18 protein-coding genes are annotated in these 17,637 nt (G+C 72.8%); 12 read left to right on the top strand and 6 right to left on the bottom strand.

Annotated features, from left to right (window positions below; genetic code table 11):
• Window positions 1-10 precede the first annotated feature (10 nt).
• A complete protein-coding gene (locus Q0116_RS04955) occupies window positions 11-250 on the bottom strand; it encodes a hypothetical protein (RefSeq protein ID WP_297886062.1) in 240 nt (79 codons plus the stop codon).
• A gap of 101 nt (window positions 251-351) precedes the next feature.
• Window positions 352-678 (bottom strand): hypothetical protein, encoded by a 327-nt coding sequence (locus tag Q0116_RS04950; protein WP_297886061.1) that lies wholly within the window; start codon window positions 676-678, stop codon window positions 352-354.
• A 58-nt stretch (window positions 679-736) separates the two neighbouring features.
• Here Q0116_RS04950 and Q0116_RS04945 point away from each other — a divergent pair, with 58 nt between their 5' ends.
• The 5 genes from Q0116_RS04945 (at window position 737) to Q0116_RS04925 (ending at window position 5,321) form a co-directional block, all read left to right on the top strand.
• Window positions 737-982 (top strand): hypothetical protein, encoded by a 246-nt coding sequence (locus Q0116_RS04945; RefSeq protein WP_297886060.1) that lies wholly within the window; start codon window positions 737-739, stop codon window positions 980-982.
• A gap of 92 nt (window positions 983-1,074) precedes the next feature.
• Window positions 1,075-1,752: a uracil phosphoribosyltransferase gene (gene upp, locus Q0116_RS04940; protein ID WP_297886059.1), complete on the top strand. Its 678-nt coding sequence runs from the start codon at window positions 1,075-1,077 to the stop codon at window positions 1,750-1,752.
• A gap of 77 nt (window positions 1,753-1,829) precedes the next feature.
• A complete protein-coding gene (locus Q0116_RS04935) occupies window positions 1,830-2,045 on the top strand; it encodes a hypothetical protein (RefSeq protein WP_006114682.1) in 216 nt (71 codons plus the stop codon).
• Between the two features lie 79 nt (window positions 2,046-2,124).
• Complete coding sequence (gene thrC / locus Q0116_RS04930; RefSeq protein ID WP_297886058.1) at window positions 2,125-3,408, top strand: threonine synthase; 1,284 nt, start codon at window positions 2,125-2,127, stop codon at window positions 3,406-3,408.
• A 161-nt stretch (window positions 3,409-3,569) separates the two neighbouring features.
• Entirely contained in the window at window positions 3,570-5,321 is a 1,752-nt protein-coding gene (locus Q0116_RS04925; protein WP_297886057.1) for a histidine kinase N-terminal 7TM domain-containing protein, read from the top strand.
• Between the two features lie 71 nt (window positions 5,322-5,392).
• On the opposite strand, the gene serA is transcribed toward Q0116_RS04925, so the two are convergent.
• Window positions 5,393-6,997 carry a phosphoglycerate dehydrogenase gene (gene serA, locus Q0116_RS04920; RefSeq protein ID WP_297886056.1) on the bottom strand — a complete coding sequence of 535 codons (1,605 nt, stop codon included), beginning with the start codon at window positions 6,995-6,997 and terminating at the stop codon, window positions 5,393-5,395.
• A 172-nt stretch (window positions 6,998-7,169) separates the two neighbouring features.
• On the opposite strand from serA, the gene Q0116_RS04915 reads away from it, so the two are divergent.
• Window positions 7,170-8,450 carry a hemolysin family protein gene (locus Q0116_RS04915; RefSeq protein ID WP_297886055.1) on the top strand — a complete coding sequence of 427 codons (1,281 nt, stop codon included), beginning with the start codon at window positions 7,170-7,172 and terminating at the stop codon, window positions 8,448-8,450.
• 9 nt (window positions 8,451-8,459) lie between these two features.
• Here the strand turns inward: Q0116_RS04915 and thpR are convergent, their stop codons facing one another.
• Window positions 8,460-9,044, bottom strand: a complete 585-nt coding sequence (gene thpR, locus Q0116_RS04910) for an RNA 2',3'-cyclic phosphodiesterase (RefSeq protein ID WP_297886092.1) — start codon at window positions 9,042-9,044, stop codon at window positions 8,460-8,462.
• Between the two features lie 123 nt (window positions 9,045-9,167).
• Here thpR and Q0116_RS04905 point away from each other — a divergent pair, with 123 nt between their 5' ends.
• Together Q0116_RS04905 and Q0116_RS04900 are read left to right on the top strand one after the other, a co-directional pair.
• Window positions 9,168-10,064, top strand: a complete 897-nt coding sequence (locus tag Q0116_RS04905) for an alpha/beta fold hydrolase (RefSeq protein WP_297886054.1) — start codon at window positions 9,168-9,170, stop codon at window positions 10,062-10,064.
• 145 nt (window positions 10,065-10,209) lie between these two features.
• Entirely contained in the window at window positions 10,210-10,854 is a 645-nt protein-coding gene (locus Q0116_RS04900) for a helix-turn-helix domain-containing protein (protein WP_297886053.1), read from the top strand.
• A 36-nt stretch (window positions 10,855-10,890) separates the two neighbouring features.
• Here the strand turns inward: Q0116_RS04900 and Q0116_RS04895 are convergent, their stop codons facing one another.
• Window positions 10,891-12,660: an excinuclease ABC subunit C gene (locus tag Q0116_RS04895; RefSeq protein ID WP_297886052.1), complete on the bottom strand. Its 1,770-nt coding sequence runs from the start codon at window positions 12,658-12,660 to the stop codon at window positions 10,891-10,893.
• A 160-nt stretch (window positions 12,661-12,820) separates the two neighbouring features.
• Between Q0116_RS04895 and Q0116_RS04890 the strand changes: the two genes are divergently transcribed.
• From Q0116_RS04890 to Q0116_RS04875, 4 genes are all read left to right on the top strand, one after another.
• The gene (locus Q0116_RS04890; RefSeq protein WP_297886050.1) at window positions 12,821-14,425 is read left to right on the top strand and encodes a methyl-accepting chemotaxis protein; all 1,605 of its coding nucleotides are present in this window, start codon (window positions 12,821-12,823) and stop codon (window positions 14,423-14,425) included.
• A 169-nt stretch (window positions 14,426-14,594) separates the two neighbouring features.
• Window positions 14,595-15,989, top strand: a complete 1,395-nt coding sequence (locus Q0116_RS04885; protein WP_297886048.1) for a cytochrome P450 — start codon at window positions 14,595-14,597, stop codon at window positions 15,987-15,989.
• 3 nt (window positions 15,990-15,992) lie between these two features.
• A complete protein-coding gene (locus Q0116_RS04880) occupies window positions 15,993-16,172 on the top strand; it encodes a hypothetical protein (protein ID WP_297886046.1) in 180 nt (59 codons plus the stop codon).
• A 103-nt stretch (window positions 16,173-16,275) separates the two neighbouring features.
• Window positions 16,276-16,983 carry a bifunctional 2-polyprenyl-6-hydroxyphenol methylase/3-demethylubiquinol 3-O-methyltransferase UbiG gene (locus Q0116_RS04875; RefSeq protein WP_297886044.1) on the top strand — a complete coding sequence of 236 codons (708 nt, stop codon included), beginning with the start codon at window positions 16,276-16,278 and terminating at the stop codon, window positions 16,981-16,983.
• Window positions 16,984-17,028: 45 nt separating this feature from the next.
• On the opposite strand, the gene Q0116_RS04870 is transcribed toward Q0116_RS04875, so the two are convergent.
• A complete protein-coding gene (locus Q0116_RS04870) occupies window positions 17,029-17,634 on the bottom strand; it encodes a 2'-5' RNA ligase family protein (RefSeq protein ID WP_297886042.1) in 606 nt (201 codons plus the stop codon).
• Window positions 17,635-17,637 lie beyond the last annotated feature (3 nt).

The following is a 17,637-nucleotide window of genomic DNA, read 5'->3' as shown; positions in this document are numbered from 1 at the left end:
ACCGCCCCGTTCAGCAGGCGCAGTCGCCGCCGGTCGCACGCGCGAACCGCATCGCGTCGCCGCAGTCGGGACACGTCGGGGTCCCCTCCGCGTCGCGGTCGAGTCCCTCGTCGTCGACGTCGACGTCGCGGACGCGGACGCCGCAGTCGTCGCACCAGTACGCCCCCTCGGAGCCGTCGTCGCCGGCGGCCCCCGGGGCCGTCCCCGTCGAGCCCGCCAGCGCGTCGGTCACCGTGTCGAAGATACCCATACGATAACTATTCGCATCGTTCGTGTTAGTTCCCCGGTGTCGTGCGATCCGTTCGCACAGCCGACTCGGCGCGGGTCGGCGGTCCGCGCCCCGGCGGTCCGTCACAGCAGCGGCAGCGTGAGCGCGAGGAAGGCGAGCCCCAGCCCGACCCCGGCGTACAGCAGTCGCTCGAACCGGGGGCCGGAGGGGAGCGGGCCGGCGTCGACCGGGGGCGCGGACCGGACGAGCTGGCGGTACGCCACCCACGCCGCGGCGCCGAACCCGAGTGCCGAGAGGGCCAGCGCGACCGACAGCGACAGCCCGTAGGCTAGCCCGTACAGCGGTCCGAACGAGAAGACTAACGCGAACGCGAGCCCCGTCGTCACGAGGAAGGGGATCGGATCGACGGGCTCCCCCCGTCGGTTGTGGAGGCGGACCGGGTCGACCATGGGGTGCGTACGGCTCGGACGGACAAGAGCTAAGTGGCGCACAGCCGCGCATCGGCGTATGAGCGCCGAGGAGACCACGGACGAGGGCGGTGACGAGGACGGCCCGGGGATCCGCGAGGGGGTCGAGCGCTCCGCGGGCGATCCCAAGGTGCTGCTCGCGATGAACGCCGTGCTCTCGGCGTGGTTCGCCTGGATGATCGTCTGGGGGCTCGACTTCGTCGGGACCGCGACGCTGTCGCTCCGGAACGTCGCGACGCTGGCCCTGATCCTCTTCGCGGTGACGTACGTCGTCGCGCTCCGCTAGGTTCGGTCGCGGGGGCGACAGCTCCCCGACCGCGATCCGGCGAGCGCCCGATTCGCCACGTTTTAAGACCGTTCCGAGCGCGGTTTCGCACAATGACGATCGAAGACCGCGACGACGCGTACCTCATCACGCACGCGCTGGCGACGGACACCCTCTCGCGGCTGCGCGACGTCGACACCGAGCAGGTCGCGTTCCGGAAGGGGCTGGTGAAGCTCGGCCGCATCTGCGGCTACGAGATCATCGACGGCGCGATGGAGACCGAGTACGTCCCGGTCGAGACCCCCCTCGCCGAGACCACCGGCGAGCGCGTGAAGGGCCTCGACGACGTGGTGATCATCAACGTCCTCCGCGCCGCGACCCCCTTCGTCGAGGGCCTCTTGAAGGCGTTCCCCCGCGCGAAGCAGGGCGTCATCTCCGCCGGCCGCGACGAGGAGGCCGGGATGACCGAGGACGGCGAGTTCCCGATCACCATCGACTACGTGAAGCTGCCCGAGATCCGGCCGGACGACACCGTCATCGTCGCGGACCCGATGCTCGCGACGGGGTCGACGATGGCCGCCGTCCTCGACCACGTCCTCGACGAGGCCGACGACTTCGAGGACCTGTTCGTGCTCTCCGCGGTCTCCGCGCCCGCCGGCCTCGTCCGCGTGAGCGAGGCGGTCCCGGAGGCCGACCTCCTGACGGTCGCCATCGACGATCACCTCGACGACGACGGGTTCATCGTTCCCGGACTCGGTGACGCCGGCGACCGGGCGTTCCGAACGGTCTGACGCCGCCTCGGCCCGCCTGTCGCCTAGGCAGCCGTCGCCGACGTACTTTTAAGAGCCGCCGACGCGACCGGTCGGACATGAGCGACGCGCCGACGACCGAGCCCTGCGACGCCTGCGGCGACCCCACGACGGACGCGCTCGCGCGCACCGTCCGGCTGAGCGTCGACCGGGCGAACATCGACACTCAACGGCTCTGCCCCGACTGCTTCGCCGACTGGATCCAGCGCTACCAGGACCGCCTCGGCTCCGGCGACGACGGGGGGGACGAGAGCTCCGAGATCATCGTCGACTGAGGCCGAACGCGTTCGCCTCGGCCGGCAACGTCCGTTCCGACCGCCCGTCTTAAGCCCCGCGGGAACCGACGCCGACGTAATGGACTTCGCCATCGACGCCGCGGCCCCGGCGGTGCCCGACTGCGCCGACGACGGGACGTGGCTCGCGTGCATCGCCTGCGACGAGACGTTCGCCCCGTTCGAGGCGGTCCGGTACACCTGCGACGAGTGCGACGGCCTCCTCGAGGTCCGGTACGCCGACCCGCCGACGTTCGACGAGTTCGGAGCGGGCGCGTCCACCGACGGCCCCGACCGCGGCGTCTGGCGCTACCGCGAGGGGCTCCCCTTCGACCTCGGCGTCACGCTGCCCGAGGGGGACACCCCCCTCCACCGCGTCCCCCGCATCGAGGAGGCGGTCGGCGTCGACGCGCTCCGGGTCAAACACGAGGGGATGAACCCCACCGGCTCGTTCAAGGACCGCGGGATGACCGTCGGCGTCCGCGTCGCGAAGGAGCTGGGCGTCGGCGCGCTCGCGTGCGCCTCGACGGGCAACACCTCGGCCGCGCTCGCGGCCTACGGCGGCCGCGGCGGGATGCAGACGCTCGTCCTCCTCCCGGAGGGGAAGGTCGCCGCCGGGAAGATCGCGCAGGCGAGCCTCCACGGCGCGCGCATCTTGGAGGTCGACGGGAACTTCGACGCCTGCCTCGACATCGTCCAGGAGCTGGCCGCCCGCGGCGAGGCGTACCTGCTCAACTCGCTGAACCCGTTCCGGCTGGAGGGCCAGAAGACGATCGGCTTCGAGATCCTAGAGGAGTTCTACGCCGACTACGGCGTCTTCCCCGACCGCATCGTCCTCCCCGTCGGCAACGCGGGGAACACCTCGGCGCTGTACAAGGGCTTCCGCGAGCTCGTCCAGTCGGGCGCGCTCGACCCCGACGAGGTCCCCAAGCTCACCGGCGTCCAGGCGGAGGGCGCCGCGCCGATGGTCGAGGCGGTCGAGGAGGGGAACGACGAGATCCGCCGCTGGGAGGAGGTCGAGACGCGCGCGACCGCGATCCGCATCGGCAACCCCGTCAACGCGCCGAAGGCGCTCCCCGGCATCCGGAACACCGGCGGCACCGCGGTCGCCGTGAGCGACCCGGAGATCACCGCCGCGCAGCGCCACCTCGCCAGCGAGGGCGTCGGCGTCGAGCCCGCCTCCGCCGCCAGCCTCGCGGGCCTCAAGAAGCTCCGGCGCGAGGGCGTCGTCGACGACGACGAGCGCGTGGTCTGCCTGACGACCGGCCACCTCCTCAAGGACCCCGACGCCGCCTACGAGGCCGGCGGCGACCCCGAGCCGGTCCCGAACGACGCCGACGCCGTCGTCGACCACCTCCACGACTGATCGGCCGACGCGGTCGGTGCGGCCGCCCACCTCCCGCTCTCGACCCGCGCCCTCGACACCCCAGAGCCGTTGGCGCTATCACCGATTGCCGAACACGTCGCCCCGACAGTTTGTATTAAGTAGTAAACCATTGAACGACAGACAAGTTGATAGACGCCCCGATGACCGCACCGCTCGCCGCGCTCGCCGCCGTCGTTGCGGTCGGTGCGACCGCCGTCGCGTTCGCGTCCCGGGACGAGCCGGGCGGTCCCGCCGCGGTCGCGTTCATGGCCGCGATCGCCTGGTGGTCCGCGGGGCTGTTCGGCGAGGCCGTCGCGACGACCGAGGCCGGCAAGCTGTTCTGGATCGACGTCCAGTACCCCGCGACCGCCGTCGTCCCGGTCGCCGCCGTCGCGTTCGTCGCGGCGTACCTCGGCTACGACGCGTGGATCTCGCGGCGGCGGCTCCTCGCGCTGCTCGCCCCGCTCGCCGCGCTGACTCTGCTGAGCTGGACGAACGACGTCCACGGGCTGGTCCGGACCGGGACCGATCTCGTCGCGGTCGGCTCGGAGTCGGTGCTCGTCCGCGAGTTCGGCCCGGCGTGGTGGGCCGGCTGGCTCTACTCGCAGGTCCTGCTCGTCGGGACGTTCGCGACGCTCGCGTACGGCGTATACGACTCTGCGCCCGCGTTCCGGGCGTCCGCGGGGCTGCTGCTCGTCGGCTCCGCCGCGCCGTGGACCGCGCAGTTCGTCGTCCTCGGAGGCGGCCCGGCGTTCCGCCCCGAACTCCTGTTCGTGCTCACGGGCGTCGCCTTCACGGTCGCGGTCCGGCGGGGGCGGACGCTGGGCGTGACGCCGGTCGCCCGGCAGGTGACCCTGGAGGCGATCCCCGACCCGATCGTCGTCGTCGACCGGAGCGGCCGGATCGCGGACGCGAACCCGGCGGCCCGCGCGTGGCTCGGCGAGGGGGTCGCGGTCGGCGTCCCGGTCGCGGACGCGCTCGCCGACGCGCCGGAGATCCGCGCCGCGTACCGCCGCGGGGAGGCCCCCGACGAACCGCTCCGCGTCGACGTCGCCGGCGCGCCGCGGTTCGCCTCGCTCTCTGCCGTCTCGCTCCCGACGCTCGGCAACCGCTCGCAGGGAACGGTGCTACTGCTGCGAGACGTCACCGAGTCCGAGTGCAACCGCCGGAACCTCGAGGTGGCGAACGACCGGCTCCAGACGCTGACGCACGCGCTGGCGCACGACATCAAGAACCCGCTGACGGTCGCGGACGGGTTCACCGAGCCCGCGATCGCCGGCGACGAGGCGGCGCTCGAACGGGTCGAGAGCGCCCACGACCGGATCTTCGAGATCGTCGACGAGACGCTCGCGGCCGTCGACCACACGGACCCCGACGCCGGCGCCGAGTCGTTCTCGTTCGCGGCGGCGGCCGAGGCGGCGTGGCGGACCGCCGACACGGCGGGCGCGACGCTGACGGTGGCGGGCGACGAGTCGTTCGTCGCCGACGAGACCGCGGTGCGGAGCGTCCTGGAGAACCTCTTCCGGAACGCGGCGGTCCACGCCGGGACCGACGCGAGCGTCGCCGCCGTCGCGCTCGACGGCGGGTTCGCGGTCGTCGACGACGGCCCCGGCGTCCCGCCGGCGGAGCGCGACCGCGTGTTCGACCGCGGCTACACGACCGCGGACGCGGGGACCGGGATCGGCCTCGCGTCGGTCGCGGCGCTCGCCGAGTCGCACGGCTGGGCGGTCGGCGTCGGCGCGGGTCGCGGGACCGCAGAAGGGGAAGCCCGCCTGTCGGCTACGACGGTCGGCGACGGCGCGGCGTTCGTCGTCGCCTTCGGGGACCGACCGATCGAAGCCGTCGCGTCGCCAGTCGTCGCCGACGCGGACGCGCTCGTCGCGGTCTCGGAGCCGCCCGCGGCGGAGTCGTAGCCCGTCCGGGGACGGTCCGATCTCTTCTCCGGGGCTGCGCAGTACTCGCCGTCCACTCGGCGAGTCCCGCGTTACTCGTCCGCGCGCCCGTCGGCGCCGTCTAAGGTGATCTCGGTGATCTCGACGACGCGGTCGTCCGCGAGCAGCTCCTCGATCGCGGCGTCGGGGACGGCCGAGTCGAGGTTGTAGACGGTGAGCGCCTCCCCGCCCTGCGTCTCGCGGCCGTTGAACATCCCGGCGATGTTCACGTCGTGGTCGCCGAGGACGGTCCCGATGAGCCCGATGACGCCGGGCTCGTCGGTGTTGCGCGCGACGAGCATGTGGCCGTACGGGACCGCGTCGACGCGGAACCCGTCGATCCGAACGATGCGGGCGTCCTCGCCGGCGAACAGCGTCCCCTCGACGGAGATCTCGCCGTCGCCGTTGCGGACGGTGACGCGGACGAGGCTCTGGAAGTCGTCGGTCTGCCGGGTCTTCGACTCGGTCACCTCGATGCCGCGCTCCTCGGCGAGCCGCGGCGCGTTCACCGCGTTCACCTGCCACTCCAGCGGCTCGAAGACGCCCTTCAGGGCGCTCGCGGTGACGAGGTCGACGTCCTCCGCGGCGATGTCGCCCTCGTAGGTCGCCTCCACCTCGGTGATCCGGCCGTCGAGCAGCTGCGCGGCCACCTTCCCGGCGGTCTCGGCCACGTCGATGTACGGCTCGATCCGCGGGAAGGCGCTCTCGTCGACCGAGGGCGCGTTGAGCGCGGTCAGGACCGGCTCGTCCTCGAACGCCGCCAGCACCGCCTCCGCGGTGTCGACCGCGACGTTCTCCTGTGCGGCCTCCGTCGACGCGCCGAGGTGCGGGGTCAAGACGATCTCCTCGACGTCGAGCAGCGGCGAGTCCTCGGGGAGCGGCTCCTCGGCGAAGGAGTCGAGCGCGGCGCCCGCGAGGACGCCGTCCTCGACCGCCTCGGCGAGCGCGTCCTCGTCGACGATGCCGCCGCGGGCGCAGTTGATCAGGTAGCCGCCCTCCAGCTGGGCCAGCTCGTCCTCGCCGATCATCCCCTCGGTCTCGGGGAGGAGCGGGGTGTGGATCGTCGCGAAGTCGCCGGCCGCGAGCGCGTCGTGGAGGTCCTCGACCAGCTCCGCGCCCATCCGGTCGGCGCGCTCCTCGGAGATGTACGGGTCGTAGACGACCAGGTCCATCCCGAGCGAGTCGAGGCGCTTGGCGACCTCCTGGCCGACGCGGCCGAGGCCCACGATGGTGAGCGTCTTGTTGTTCACCTCGGTGCCGAGGAACTCGCCTTTGGCCCACTCGCCGCCGATCAGGCGGCCGTGCGCCTGCGGGATCGAGCGCGCGACGGCGAACGTCATCGCGACGGTGTGCTCGGCGGCGGCGCGGACGTTGCCCTCGGGCGCGTTCGCGACGATGACGCCGTGGTCGGTCGCGGCCTCGAGGTCGATGTTGTCGACGCCGATGCCCGCGCGGCCGACGATGACGAGCTCGCTCGCGGCGTCGAAGACGGCCTCGTTCACGTCGGTCCCGGACCGCACGATCAGCGCGTTGGCGTCGGCGACGGCGTCGAGCAGCGCCTCGCCCTCGGCCTCGTAGTCGGTGACGACCTCGTGGCCGGCGTCTCGGAGTCGGTCCAACCCCGCGTCCGCGATGGGGTCGGTCACGAGTACCTTCATGTCGAAACGCACCCGCGGCGCGGGGTTAACGCTTTCCTCATCGCGCCGTTTTGCCGCCCGATCGGATCCGCGCTCGTGGGTATCGATCCCCCTCGTTTCGAGTGGAGAATGCGCGTTCGTGGGTATCTTCGCCGTCGGTACTCCCTTTTATACGGGGACGCACGGTCCGTCCATGGACTTCACGATCGCGTTCGTCGGCGTCGGCGCAATCGTCGCCCTGACCGCGGTGAGCGCCTTCTTCTCCAGTTCGGAGCTGGCGGTGTTCTCCGTCCCGACCCACCGGGTCGACTCGCTCGTCGCGACCGACGCCCCGGGCGCCCGGGCGCTCTCGGCGTTGCGCGACGACTCGCACCGCTTCCTCGTCACGGCCCTGGTGAGCAACAACGTCGCCAACATCGCCGCCGCGTCGGTCGCGACCGCGGTGTTCGTCCGGTTCGGCTTCTCCGGCGGACAGGCGGCCACGGGGTCGACTCTCGTCACCTCGGTGTTCGTCATCGTCTTCGGCGAGATCGCGCCGAAGTCGTACGCGGTCGCCAACGCCGAGCGGCACGCGCTCCGCGTCTCCCGGCCCGTCGTCGCGGTCCAGCGCGTCCTCCGGCCCGTCCTGTACGTGTTCGAGGCGCTCTCCGGCGTCGTCAACCGCTTCACCGGCGGCGAGTCCGCCATCGAGTCGTACCTCACGCGCGAGGAGATCGCGACGCTCGTGCGCTCCGGCGAGGTCGCGGGCGCGCTCGACCCGGACGAGGGCGCGATGATCCGCGGCGTCCTCGACTTAGAGGCCACGACCGTCGCCGCGGTGATGGTCCCGCGGACGGACGTGGTCGGGCTCCCCGACACGGCGACCCCGGCGGACGCGCTCTCGCGGGCCGCGAGCGAAGGCGTCACCCGGATGCCCGTCTACGGCGAGAACCGCGACGACGTGGTCGGGATCGTCGACGTCCGCGACGCGATCCGCGCGGACGAGACCGGTGCCGACCTCGCGAGCGCGCTCAGCGAGCCGTCGTTCGTCCCCGAGACGAAGCCGCTCGACGAGCTGTTCGCGGAGATGCGGGCGAGCCAGGCGCGGATGGTGATCGTCGTCGACGAGCACGGCGCGGTCGTCGGGATCGCGACGCTGGAGGACCTCTTCGAGGAGGTGGTCGGCGAGCTGGTCGGTCGCTGGGAGACGGACGCGGTCGATGTCGTCGCGCCCGACGCCGCCGTCGTCCGCGGCTGGACGACGGTCGCGCACCTCAACGAGACGCTCGGGCTCTCGCTGCCCGCAGGCGCGGGCGTGGAGACCGTCGCGGGGCTCGTCACCCGACAGCTCGGCCGGCTCCCGGCGGAGGGCGACCGCGTTGCAGTCGGCGACGTCACGCTCGCCGTCACCGGCGCGACCGCGACGCGGGTCACCCGCGTCCGGGTCGAACACGCCGACGAGGAGGGGTTCGCGGTCGACGCGCCCGCCGAGTGACGCCGGGGATCACCCGAGCGGGAACCGCTCGACGACCTCGTACTCCGGGCCGGACGCGGTCAGCGTCGACTCGACCAGCCGGACCTCGTCGACCTGACACATTCCGACCTCGGGTTCCTCGGCGTCGAGCGCGTCGCGGACCGCCTCGGCGCCGGTCGCGTTCTCTACCCGCGCCAGCGTCACGTGCGGCGTGAAGTCGTGGTCGGCCGGGTCGACGCCGAGCGCGGTCGTCTCCGCTTCGAGCGCCTCGTGGAGCGCCGCGAGGGCGTCGCCGCCGCGGCCGACGCCCGCCCAGACGACCGAAACGTACTCGCGGTTCGGAAAGACGCCGAGGCCGCGGATCTCGCTCTCGAACGGCGCGACGTCAGCGCGGTCGACCGCGCGCTCGCCGGCGGCGATCACGTCGTCGACGGTTGGGGCGTCGTCGGTGGCGTCACCGCCCCTCTCGCCGACCTCGCCGAGGAACTTCAGCGTCACGTGCGCCCGTTTCGGGTCGACCGGGTCGACCCCGGACGCGTCCGCGAAGGGTTCCTGCGCGTCCGCGACGGCGGCCGCGAGCGAGTCCGCCAGGTCGACGGCGAAGAACGCTCGCATCTCGATCGTCGGATTGACCGAGAGACGCATACCGCTTGGGGTGGCCCACCCGGAGCCGCACGTAAAAACCACCGCATCGGTCCGGCATAACCCACAGTACTCGCGCCGGCCTACGCACAGGTGATGGCCACCACCGACTCCGCGCGACCGGATTCGACCTCGGAGCGCCGGACGCCGGCGCGTCAGGCGCCGAGCGTCGCGCGCTCGGCCGACGGTCGCCGGATCGCGTACGCGACGTACGGGGCCCCCGACGGCGACCCGGTGGTCTTCTTCCACGGGACGCCCGGGTCCCGCCGGCTGGGGGCGCTCCTCGAACCGGCGGCGCGAGCGAACGACGTCCGCGTCGTCGCGCCCGACAGGCCCGGCTACGGGCGCTCGTCGCCGGAGCCGGACCGGACCGTCGGCGACGCCGCGGCGTCCGTGCGACCCGTCTTGGACGACCTCGGTGTCGAGCGCGCGGCCCTCGTCGCGTTCTCCGGCGGCGCGCCCCACGCCCTCGCGACGGCCGCGTCGCTGGGCGACCGGGTCACCGGCGTCGACCTCGTCGCCGGCGCGACGCCGCCGTCGTTCGGCGGCGACACGCCCGCGGTCCAGCGGCTCCTGTCCGGCCTCGCGGCCGCGACGCCGTCGCTCCTCGGGGCGCTGTTCCGCGGGCAGGCGTGGGTCGCGTCGCGCGCGGACTCGTCGTTCGTGGTGGCGCAGTACGCCGAGGACCCCGACGCCGTCCCCGAGGACGCCGCGACCGTCGTGAAGGAAGACTTCCTCGCGGCGTTCGAGCGCCACCGGAGCGGTGCTGTCACCGAGTTCCGCGACGCCGCAGACGACTGGGGGATCGACTTGGACGCGGTCGACCCCCCGGTGCGCCTGTGGCACGGGACCGCCGACGCCAACGTCCCGATCGCCGGGGCGGAACGGCTGACCGAGGCGCTTCCGACCGCCGAACTCCGTGTCCTCGACGGCGCAGACCACCTCGGGACGCTCCTCCGAGCCGTCCCCGAGGCGCTGTCGCGTCCCCGCTGACCCGCTCGGCCTCCCCCGGGACGCCGTTAGGTCCCCGCTGACCCGCTCGGCCCTCCCCTCCGAGCCCGCCTCGCGTCCCTCCCGCGAGCGGTCCCGAACCACGCGGATTGATGTGCGGCACGCTCGAACGTCGAGCGACCGCCCAATGAAACGGATCAGGTTCTCGGCCGCCTACCCGGAGCGGCTCCGCCACCCGCTACACGACGTGATCGTCGGCGACTCGCCGGTCCGTCGCGCGGAGCTGCTGATGTGGAGCCCGACGGCGGACGCGACGACGCTGCTCTGGTTCGACGGCGACCGCGACGCGACGGCGGCCGCCCTCGACGCGCTCGACTCATTGGTCGCGAGCAGCCTCTTGAGCGACGCCGACGGGACCTACGCCTTCCTCCGGCAGGACGCCTACGAGTTCCCGGCGGCGCTCCTCGACACCGTCGCGGCGTCGCGGGTCATCTTCCTCCCGCCGGTCGTCTTCCGCGAGCCGGGCGACGTCCGGTTCGAGGCGGTGGGCGCGACGGCGGCGCTCAGCGAGTTCCACGACGACCTCGGGACCCTCGCCGACCTCACCATCGAGCGGGTCCACGAGTTCGAGCGACGACCGTCTCCGTCGCGGCTGACCGACCGACAGCGAGCGGCGCTGGAGACGGCGGTCTCGACGGGATACTACGAGGTCCCGCGCGAGGGGACCGTCGCGGACGTGGCGGCCGCGCTCGACTGCGCGACGAGCACGGCCGGCGAACTCCTCCGGAAGGCCGAGGCGGCGGTCGTCGAGCGCGCCGTCGAGTCCGCGTGACGACGGCCGCCACGCGGGGCGCCGACCCGCTCCCGGTCACAGCCGCTCCCGGAGCGTGTCGGCCGTCGCGTCGCCCACGCCGTCGACGTCGACGAGGTCGTCGCGGGAGGCGTCGCGGACGTTCTCGACCGAGCCGAACCGCCGGAGGAGGCGGCGGCGCGTCTCGGGCCCGACTCCCGGCACGTCGTCGAGGACCGTCTTCACCTCGTCGCGGACGGTCTGGTGGTAGGAGACGGCGAAGCGGTGCGCCTCGTCGCGCACGCGCTGGAGCAGGTGGAGCTCCGCGGCGTCGTCGTCCCAGCGCCGGGTCCCGGTCGGGGTGACGACCAGCTCCTCCGCCTTCGCGAGCGCGACGACGGGCACGTCCCACCCGGTCTCCGCGAGGGCGTCGCGCGCGGCCCCCAGCTGTCCCTCGCCCCCGTCGATGAGCAGGAGGTCGGGGTCGGGGCGGTCGTCCTCGCCGGCGAGCGCGCGCTCGGCGCGCCACCGGATCAGCTCGCGCATGTTCGCGTAGTCGTCGTTGCGCTCGGTGAGCTTCTTCCGGCGGTAGTCGGCCGTCTCCGCGCTCCCGTCGACGAAGCACACGTCGGAGCCGACGACGGCGGTGCCCTGCGCGTGGCTCACGTCGAACCCCTCGATCCGGTCGGGGCGGGCGATCCCGAGCCGGTCGCCGAGCGCGCCCGCGGGGTCGTCGCGGCCGCCGCGCTTCCGGGCGTTCTTCAGCGCGAGCTCGACGAGCTTCGCCTCGCGGCCCGCGCCCGGGACCCGGACCGCGACCCCCTCGCGCTCCAGCCAGTCGACCACGTCGCGGTCGGCGGGTTGTTCGGCGAGGAGCACGGCGTCCGGAAACTCCCGCTCGGCGTAGTACTGCGCGAGGAAGGCGGCGAGGACGGCGGCGGGCGTGTTGGCGTCGGGGTCCGCGCCGTCGGTCCCGCGTTCGTCCTCGACCGCCGCCGCGTCCAACTGGTGGCGGCTCCGGTCGACCAGCTGCCCGCGCTCGCTGTGGAGCCGGGCCACCCGGGCGGTGTCGCCCTCGACCGCGGCCGCCAGCACGTCGACGGTGCGGTCGTCGCTCCGGTCGCTGACGGCCTCGCCGCCCTCGCCGTGGAACGCCTCGACCGCCTCCAGCCGGTCCCGGAGGTTCGCCGCGCGCTCGAACTCGTTCGCCTCGGCCGCGGCCTCCATGCGGCGTCGCAGGGGGTCGGCGAGGGCGCCCGTCTCGCCCTCGAAGAAGCGCCGCGCGGCGGCCACGTCCTCTGCGTACGCCTCGGGGGTTATCTCGCCGGTACACGGCGCCGAACAGATCCCCATCTCGTAGTCGAGGCAGGGGCGGTCGCGGCCGTCGTACTTGTGGTCCGAACAGCCGCGCAGCCGGTACTCGTCGCGGACCGCCTTCACCACGGTCTCGACGCGCCCCACGTCGGTGAACGGCCCGTACGCGACCGCGCCCGCCTCGGGGTCGCGGGTCACCTCGATCCGCGGCACCTCGTGGTCGGAGAAGGCGACGAGCGGGTACGACTTGTCGTCCTTCAGCCGGACGTTGTACCGCGGGCGGAGCCGCTTGATCAGGTTCGCCTCGAGGAGCAGCGCCTGCGTCTCCGTGTCGGTGACCGCGAACTCGATCCGATCGGCGCGCTCGACCATCCCCCGGATCCGGCCCGAGCGCGGGTCCGCGTACGACCGCACTCGATCGCGGAGGTCGAGCGCCTTCCCGACGTACAGCGTCGTCTCGCCCGCCCGGAACTGGTAGACCCCCGGCTCCGTCGGGAGGTCTCGGGCCCGCTCGCGGACCGCGTCGGCGTCCATCGGTCTCGGATCGCCGTAGCCGCCCGACGCCATTGAACGCTGCGGGCCCGAGTCGAGGCATGTCGCGGCCCGAACTGTCGCTTCCCGAACCGGATAGTTATCAAACCTGAGGCACGGGGAGAACGGTTTATCCCGCTCCTTGGGATAGAGGGACACAGAAATGACGGGAGTTCGAGGGCTGTTACGGCGCGTGCTCGGAAGAGAGGGTGACTCCCGGTCGGTTCCCGACGGGGGAGTCGTCGTCGAGGACGGGGTCGACGCCGCCGGACCGACCGACGGCGACGAGGACCGCGAAGCGCACGCGGTGACCGAGGCGGCGGGGGTCGACCGCGCGGGGACCCTCGCCGCCGCCGGCTTCGAACAGGTGTTCGACGCGACGAGCATCCCGACGTTCATCCTCGACGCCGAGGGCAACGTCGCCGAGTGGAACGAGTCGATCGCGTCGCTCACGGGCGTCGACCGCGACGAGGCGATCGGCCACGGCCACGTCTCCGAGCTGTTCTACCCCGACGGTCGCCGGGCCGACACGCTCGCGGACAAGGTGCTCGACGCGCCCGCGACGGCCGACGAGGCGTACGGCGTCGAGCCGTGCGACTCCGCGCGAGACCGCTACCGCGACTCCAGCACGATGGTCGACCGCCACGGCGAGGAGCGGCACATCGAGTTCACGGCGACCGCGCTGTACGGCGACGACGGCGGGCTCGTCGGCGTCGTCGAGGTCGTCGTCGACCGGACGGAGACGGTCAACGAGCGGGACGCGACGAGCGAGCTGGTCACCGAGGTCAGGGAGACCGCCGAGGCGATCGGCGAGGGGAACCTCGACGCCCGGGTCGCTCGGCGCGACGCCTTCGAACACCTCGACACGGAGCTGGTCCGGGTGATCGACGTCGTCAATCGGATGGCCGACAACCTCGACCAGCTCTCCTCCGGCGTCCACGAGAAGGCGCGCGACCTCGACGAGACGGTCGAGGAGGCGAGCGCCGCGGCCGCCGACATCGCCGAGAACGTCGACGAACAGAACGATCTCTTAGAGGAGAGCGTCTCGGAGATGCAGTCGTTCTCCGCCGGGATGGAGGAGGTCGCCGCGACGGCCGACGAGGTCGACACCGCCGCGGTCGCGGCCGCCGACGCCGCGGACGAGGGGTTAGACGCCAGCGAGGACGCCCGCGAGGCGACCGAGGACGTCGTCGAGATCGGCGACGAGCTGGTCGAGAGCGTCGGCGCGCTCTCCGAGCGCATGGACGACATCGAGGAGGTCATCGAGGTCATCTCCGACGTGGCCGAGCAGACCAACCTCCTCGCGCTCAACGCCAACATCGAGGCCGCCCGCGCCGGCGAGGGCGGCGACGGCTTCGCGGTCGTCGCCGAGGAAGTGAAGAAGCTCGCCGACGAGACCCGCGGCTACACCGAGGAGATCACGGAGAGCCTCGACAAGCTCCAGGCGCAGTCCGCGGAGACCACGACCGCCGTCGAGCGCTCGCACGACCGGATCGAGGACGCCGGGACCGAGATCGAGACGGTCCTCGACTCGCTCGAGGAGATCGCCGACGCGGTCGACGAGGCGGCCGCGGGCGTCGCGGAGGTCGCGCGCACCACCGACGACCAGGCCGCGACCGTCGAGGAGCTCACCTCGTCGCTGGAGGCGGTCCGCGAGCGCTCCGACCGCACCGAGGACGCGACCGACCGCATCGTCGACGCCACCGACGACCAGGAGGCGGCCGTCGACGAGCTGATCGCACGGGTCGAACAGCTCGACGCTCGGTAACGTCGCTCTACTCCTCTTTCCGGCCCGGTTCCGGTCCCCTTCCCGCCCCGCTCACACCTCTTTCCGACCCCGACCCACACCTCCTCCTGCCCCGGCTCCCGTCAGTTTCCGCTCGCTCGTTCTTCCGGTCCCGCCGAACGTTTAACCTCGCTCGACCCCCAGAATTCGTATGTCCGTTACGCCGCCCGGACCGCTCGGCGACCCGCTCTTCGGCAACGGTCGCCAGTTCGCCGACGACCCCTTCGACTTCCTGCGCGCCTGCGCCGACAGCTACGGCGACGTGGTGCGGCTCGACCTCGGTCCCCGCGAGACGTACCTGCTCACGAACCCCGCCGACATCGAGCGCGTGCTCGTCGCCGACGCCGAACGCTACCGGAAACCCCAGTTCGGCGACGACGCGATGGACACGCTGCTCGGCGACGGCCTCCTCATGAGCGACGGCGACACGTGGCAGCGCCAGCGCAAGCTCGCGAACCCCTCGTTCCACAACCGCCGGATCGGCGCGCTCGACGGGACGATGGTCGAGCACACCGAGTCGCAGCTCGCCGACTGGCGCGACGGCGAGGTCGTCGACATCCAGCTCGAGGTCGCCCGCCTCACGGTGAAGATCATCGTCTCGGCGATGTTCGGGGCCGACATCACCGACGAGGAGGTGAAGACCGTCCAGGAGAACCTGGAGCCGCTCGGCGCGCGCTTCGAGCCCGATCCGCGGCGGTTCCTGATCCCGAACTGGGTGCCGACCCGCGAGAACCGCGAGTTCGACGCCGCGATCGACACCCTCGAGTCGGTGATCGACGGGATCGTCGACCGCCGCCGGGGGACCGAGCGCGACCCGAGCGTCGACCCCGCCGGCTCGGAGGGCGTCGCGGTGCCCGGCCCCGCGGGCGACGGCGACGGCGACCTGCCGATGGACCTGCTCTCCGTCCTCCTGCGCGCCCGCGACCGCGGCGAGCAGACCGACGAGAACCTCCGCGACGAGCTGGTGACGATGCTGCTCGCCGGCCACGACACGACCGCGCTCGCGCTGACGTACACGTTCTACCTGCTCTCGAACCACCCCGAGGCCCGCCGCGAGGTCGAGCGCGAGGCCGAGGCGGCGACCGCCGACGGCCCGCCGACCGCGGCCGACGTCCGCGACATGGCGTACACCGAGCGCGTGCTCAACGAGTCGATGCGCCTCTACCCGCCCGTCTACACCCTGTTCCGCGAGCCGAAGCTCGACGTGAAACTGGGGGGGTACCGGATCCCCGAGGGGTCCGCGCTGATGGTGTCGCAGTGGGTCGTCCACCGGTCCGAGCGGTGGTACGACAATCCCGACACGTTCGATCCGGACCGCTGGGCCCCCCAGCGCCGGAGCGAGCGCCCCCGGTTCGCCTTCTTCCCCTTCGGCGGCGGCCCGCGCCACTGTATCGGCAAGGCGTTCTCACTGCTGGAGGCGAAGATCATCCTCGCCGAGATCTGCTCGCGGTACGAGCTCGGCTACGAGGGGCCGGACCTCTCGCTGCGCGGCTCGCTCACCATGCACCCGAACCACCCGGTGCCGATGCGGATCCGCGAGCGCTGAGGGATGGCCGACGCCGAGACGTACTGCGCCCGATGCGGGGAGCCGCTCTCGCGGGGCGTCATCGCGAGCGAACGGCGGGCCTGTTGTCTCAACGCGACGCCCATCGCCGGCGTCTGTCCGACGCACGGACCGGTGGGACCGCACCACGCGGTCGCGGAACCGGGCCTCGCCGACGATCCGTAGCCGGCGCCGCTCCGGTCGAGCGGCGGGCGACGCGATGCGCCCTCGCCGACCGCCGACCGTTCGGCCCGAACCCATTTTACCGTCGACGCCGAGACACCGCTCGATGCCGTCGCGCGACGCGATAGCCGACGCGTACGACGCGATAGCCGACGAGTACGAGTCCGTCGCGGAGACGCAGCCGCACAACGCGCACCACGAGTTCCCCGCGACGACCGCGCTGATCCCCGACGTCGACGGCCTGCGGGTCTTGGACGCCGGCTGCGGCGCGGGTCGGTACGCCGAGTGGCTCGGCGATCGGGGGGCCGCGGTCGTCGGCTGCGACGTCAGTGAGGCGATGGTCGAGCAGGCGCGCGCCCGCCTCGGCGACGACGCGTCGGTCCACTGCGCGGACGTCGCCGAACCCCTGGCGTTCGCCGACGCAGACGCCTTCGACGGCGTCGTCTGCTCGGGCGTGCTCGACTACGTCGAGGACTGGCGCGACCCCTTCGAGGAGTTCGCCCGCGTGCTTCGCCCGGGCGGCTTCCTCGTCGCCTCCGTCGGTCACCCCGCTTCGGAAGTCAACCGGGAGGCGGCGTCGAACTACTTCGACGTCGAGCCCCGAGAGGCGGAGTTCGACGTCGGCCCCGCGCTGTACAGGCGACCGCTCGACGAGATGGTCGGCACCCTGCTCGACGCCGGATTCCGGCTCGACGCCCTCCGGGAGCCCCGACCGACCGAGGCGTTCCGCGAGGCCGCGCCGGAGGAGTACGACCGGACCGCCGGCGAACCGGTGTTCCTCTGTCTGCGCGGCGTCCGTCGCCCGGAGGCGTGACCGCTCCGTCGCCGGGCGCGGGTCTCGGCGGTGGCCGCCGGCCGCTCACAGCTCGACCGTCGCCGCCACTTCGCGGTACTCCGGGTCCCACACGTCGAGCGCGTGGACGCGCCACCGGATCGGGTCGAACGCGGCGCCGACGAGGTCGGCGACCGCGCCCGGTTCGGGGTTGCCGCCGCGCGCCAGCGTCACGTGCGGCACGTAGTCGTCGCCCTCGATGCCCTCGACCGCACCGAACGCCGCGCAGAGCCGCCGGTGGAGCCGGTCGAGCCCGCCGCTCTCGACCGCGAGGTACACGACCGGGCGCGACCCCGACCGCGGCGCGTCGAAGACGTCGACGCCGGTCACGGTCACCTCGAAGGGGTCGGCGGGCCCGAGCGGCCGACGGAGGCGGTCGCGCAGGCGGTCGAGCGCCCGCTGTCGGGACGGGGCCGCCCGAGACGCTCCGCGCTCGCCGTCTCTCCCGGTGTCGCCGTCTCTTCCGTGCTCGCCGTCCTCCGCACGCTCCTCGCTTCGGACGTCGTCGACGCCGAACCGCTTACAGACGAGCGTGTGGCGGTCGCGGACCCGGTCGAAGCCCGACAGTTTCGGGTGGAGATCGCTCGCGAGACGGTCGATCGTCGGCGGAAGCGGCACGTTGAGGCTGAACACGTC

Origin of the sequence: uncultured Halorubrum sp., from assembly GCF_937146585.1 — an archaeon.
Lineage (GTDB): Archaea > Halobacteriota > Halobacteria > Halobacteriales > Haloferacaceae > Halorubrum > Halorubrum miltondacostae.
This window is presented reverse-complemented; position numbering and strand designations above follow the sequence as displayed.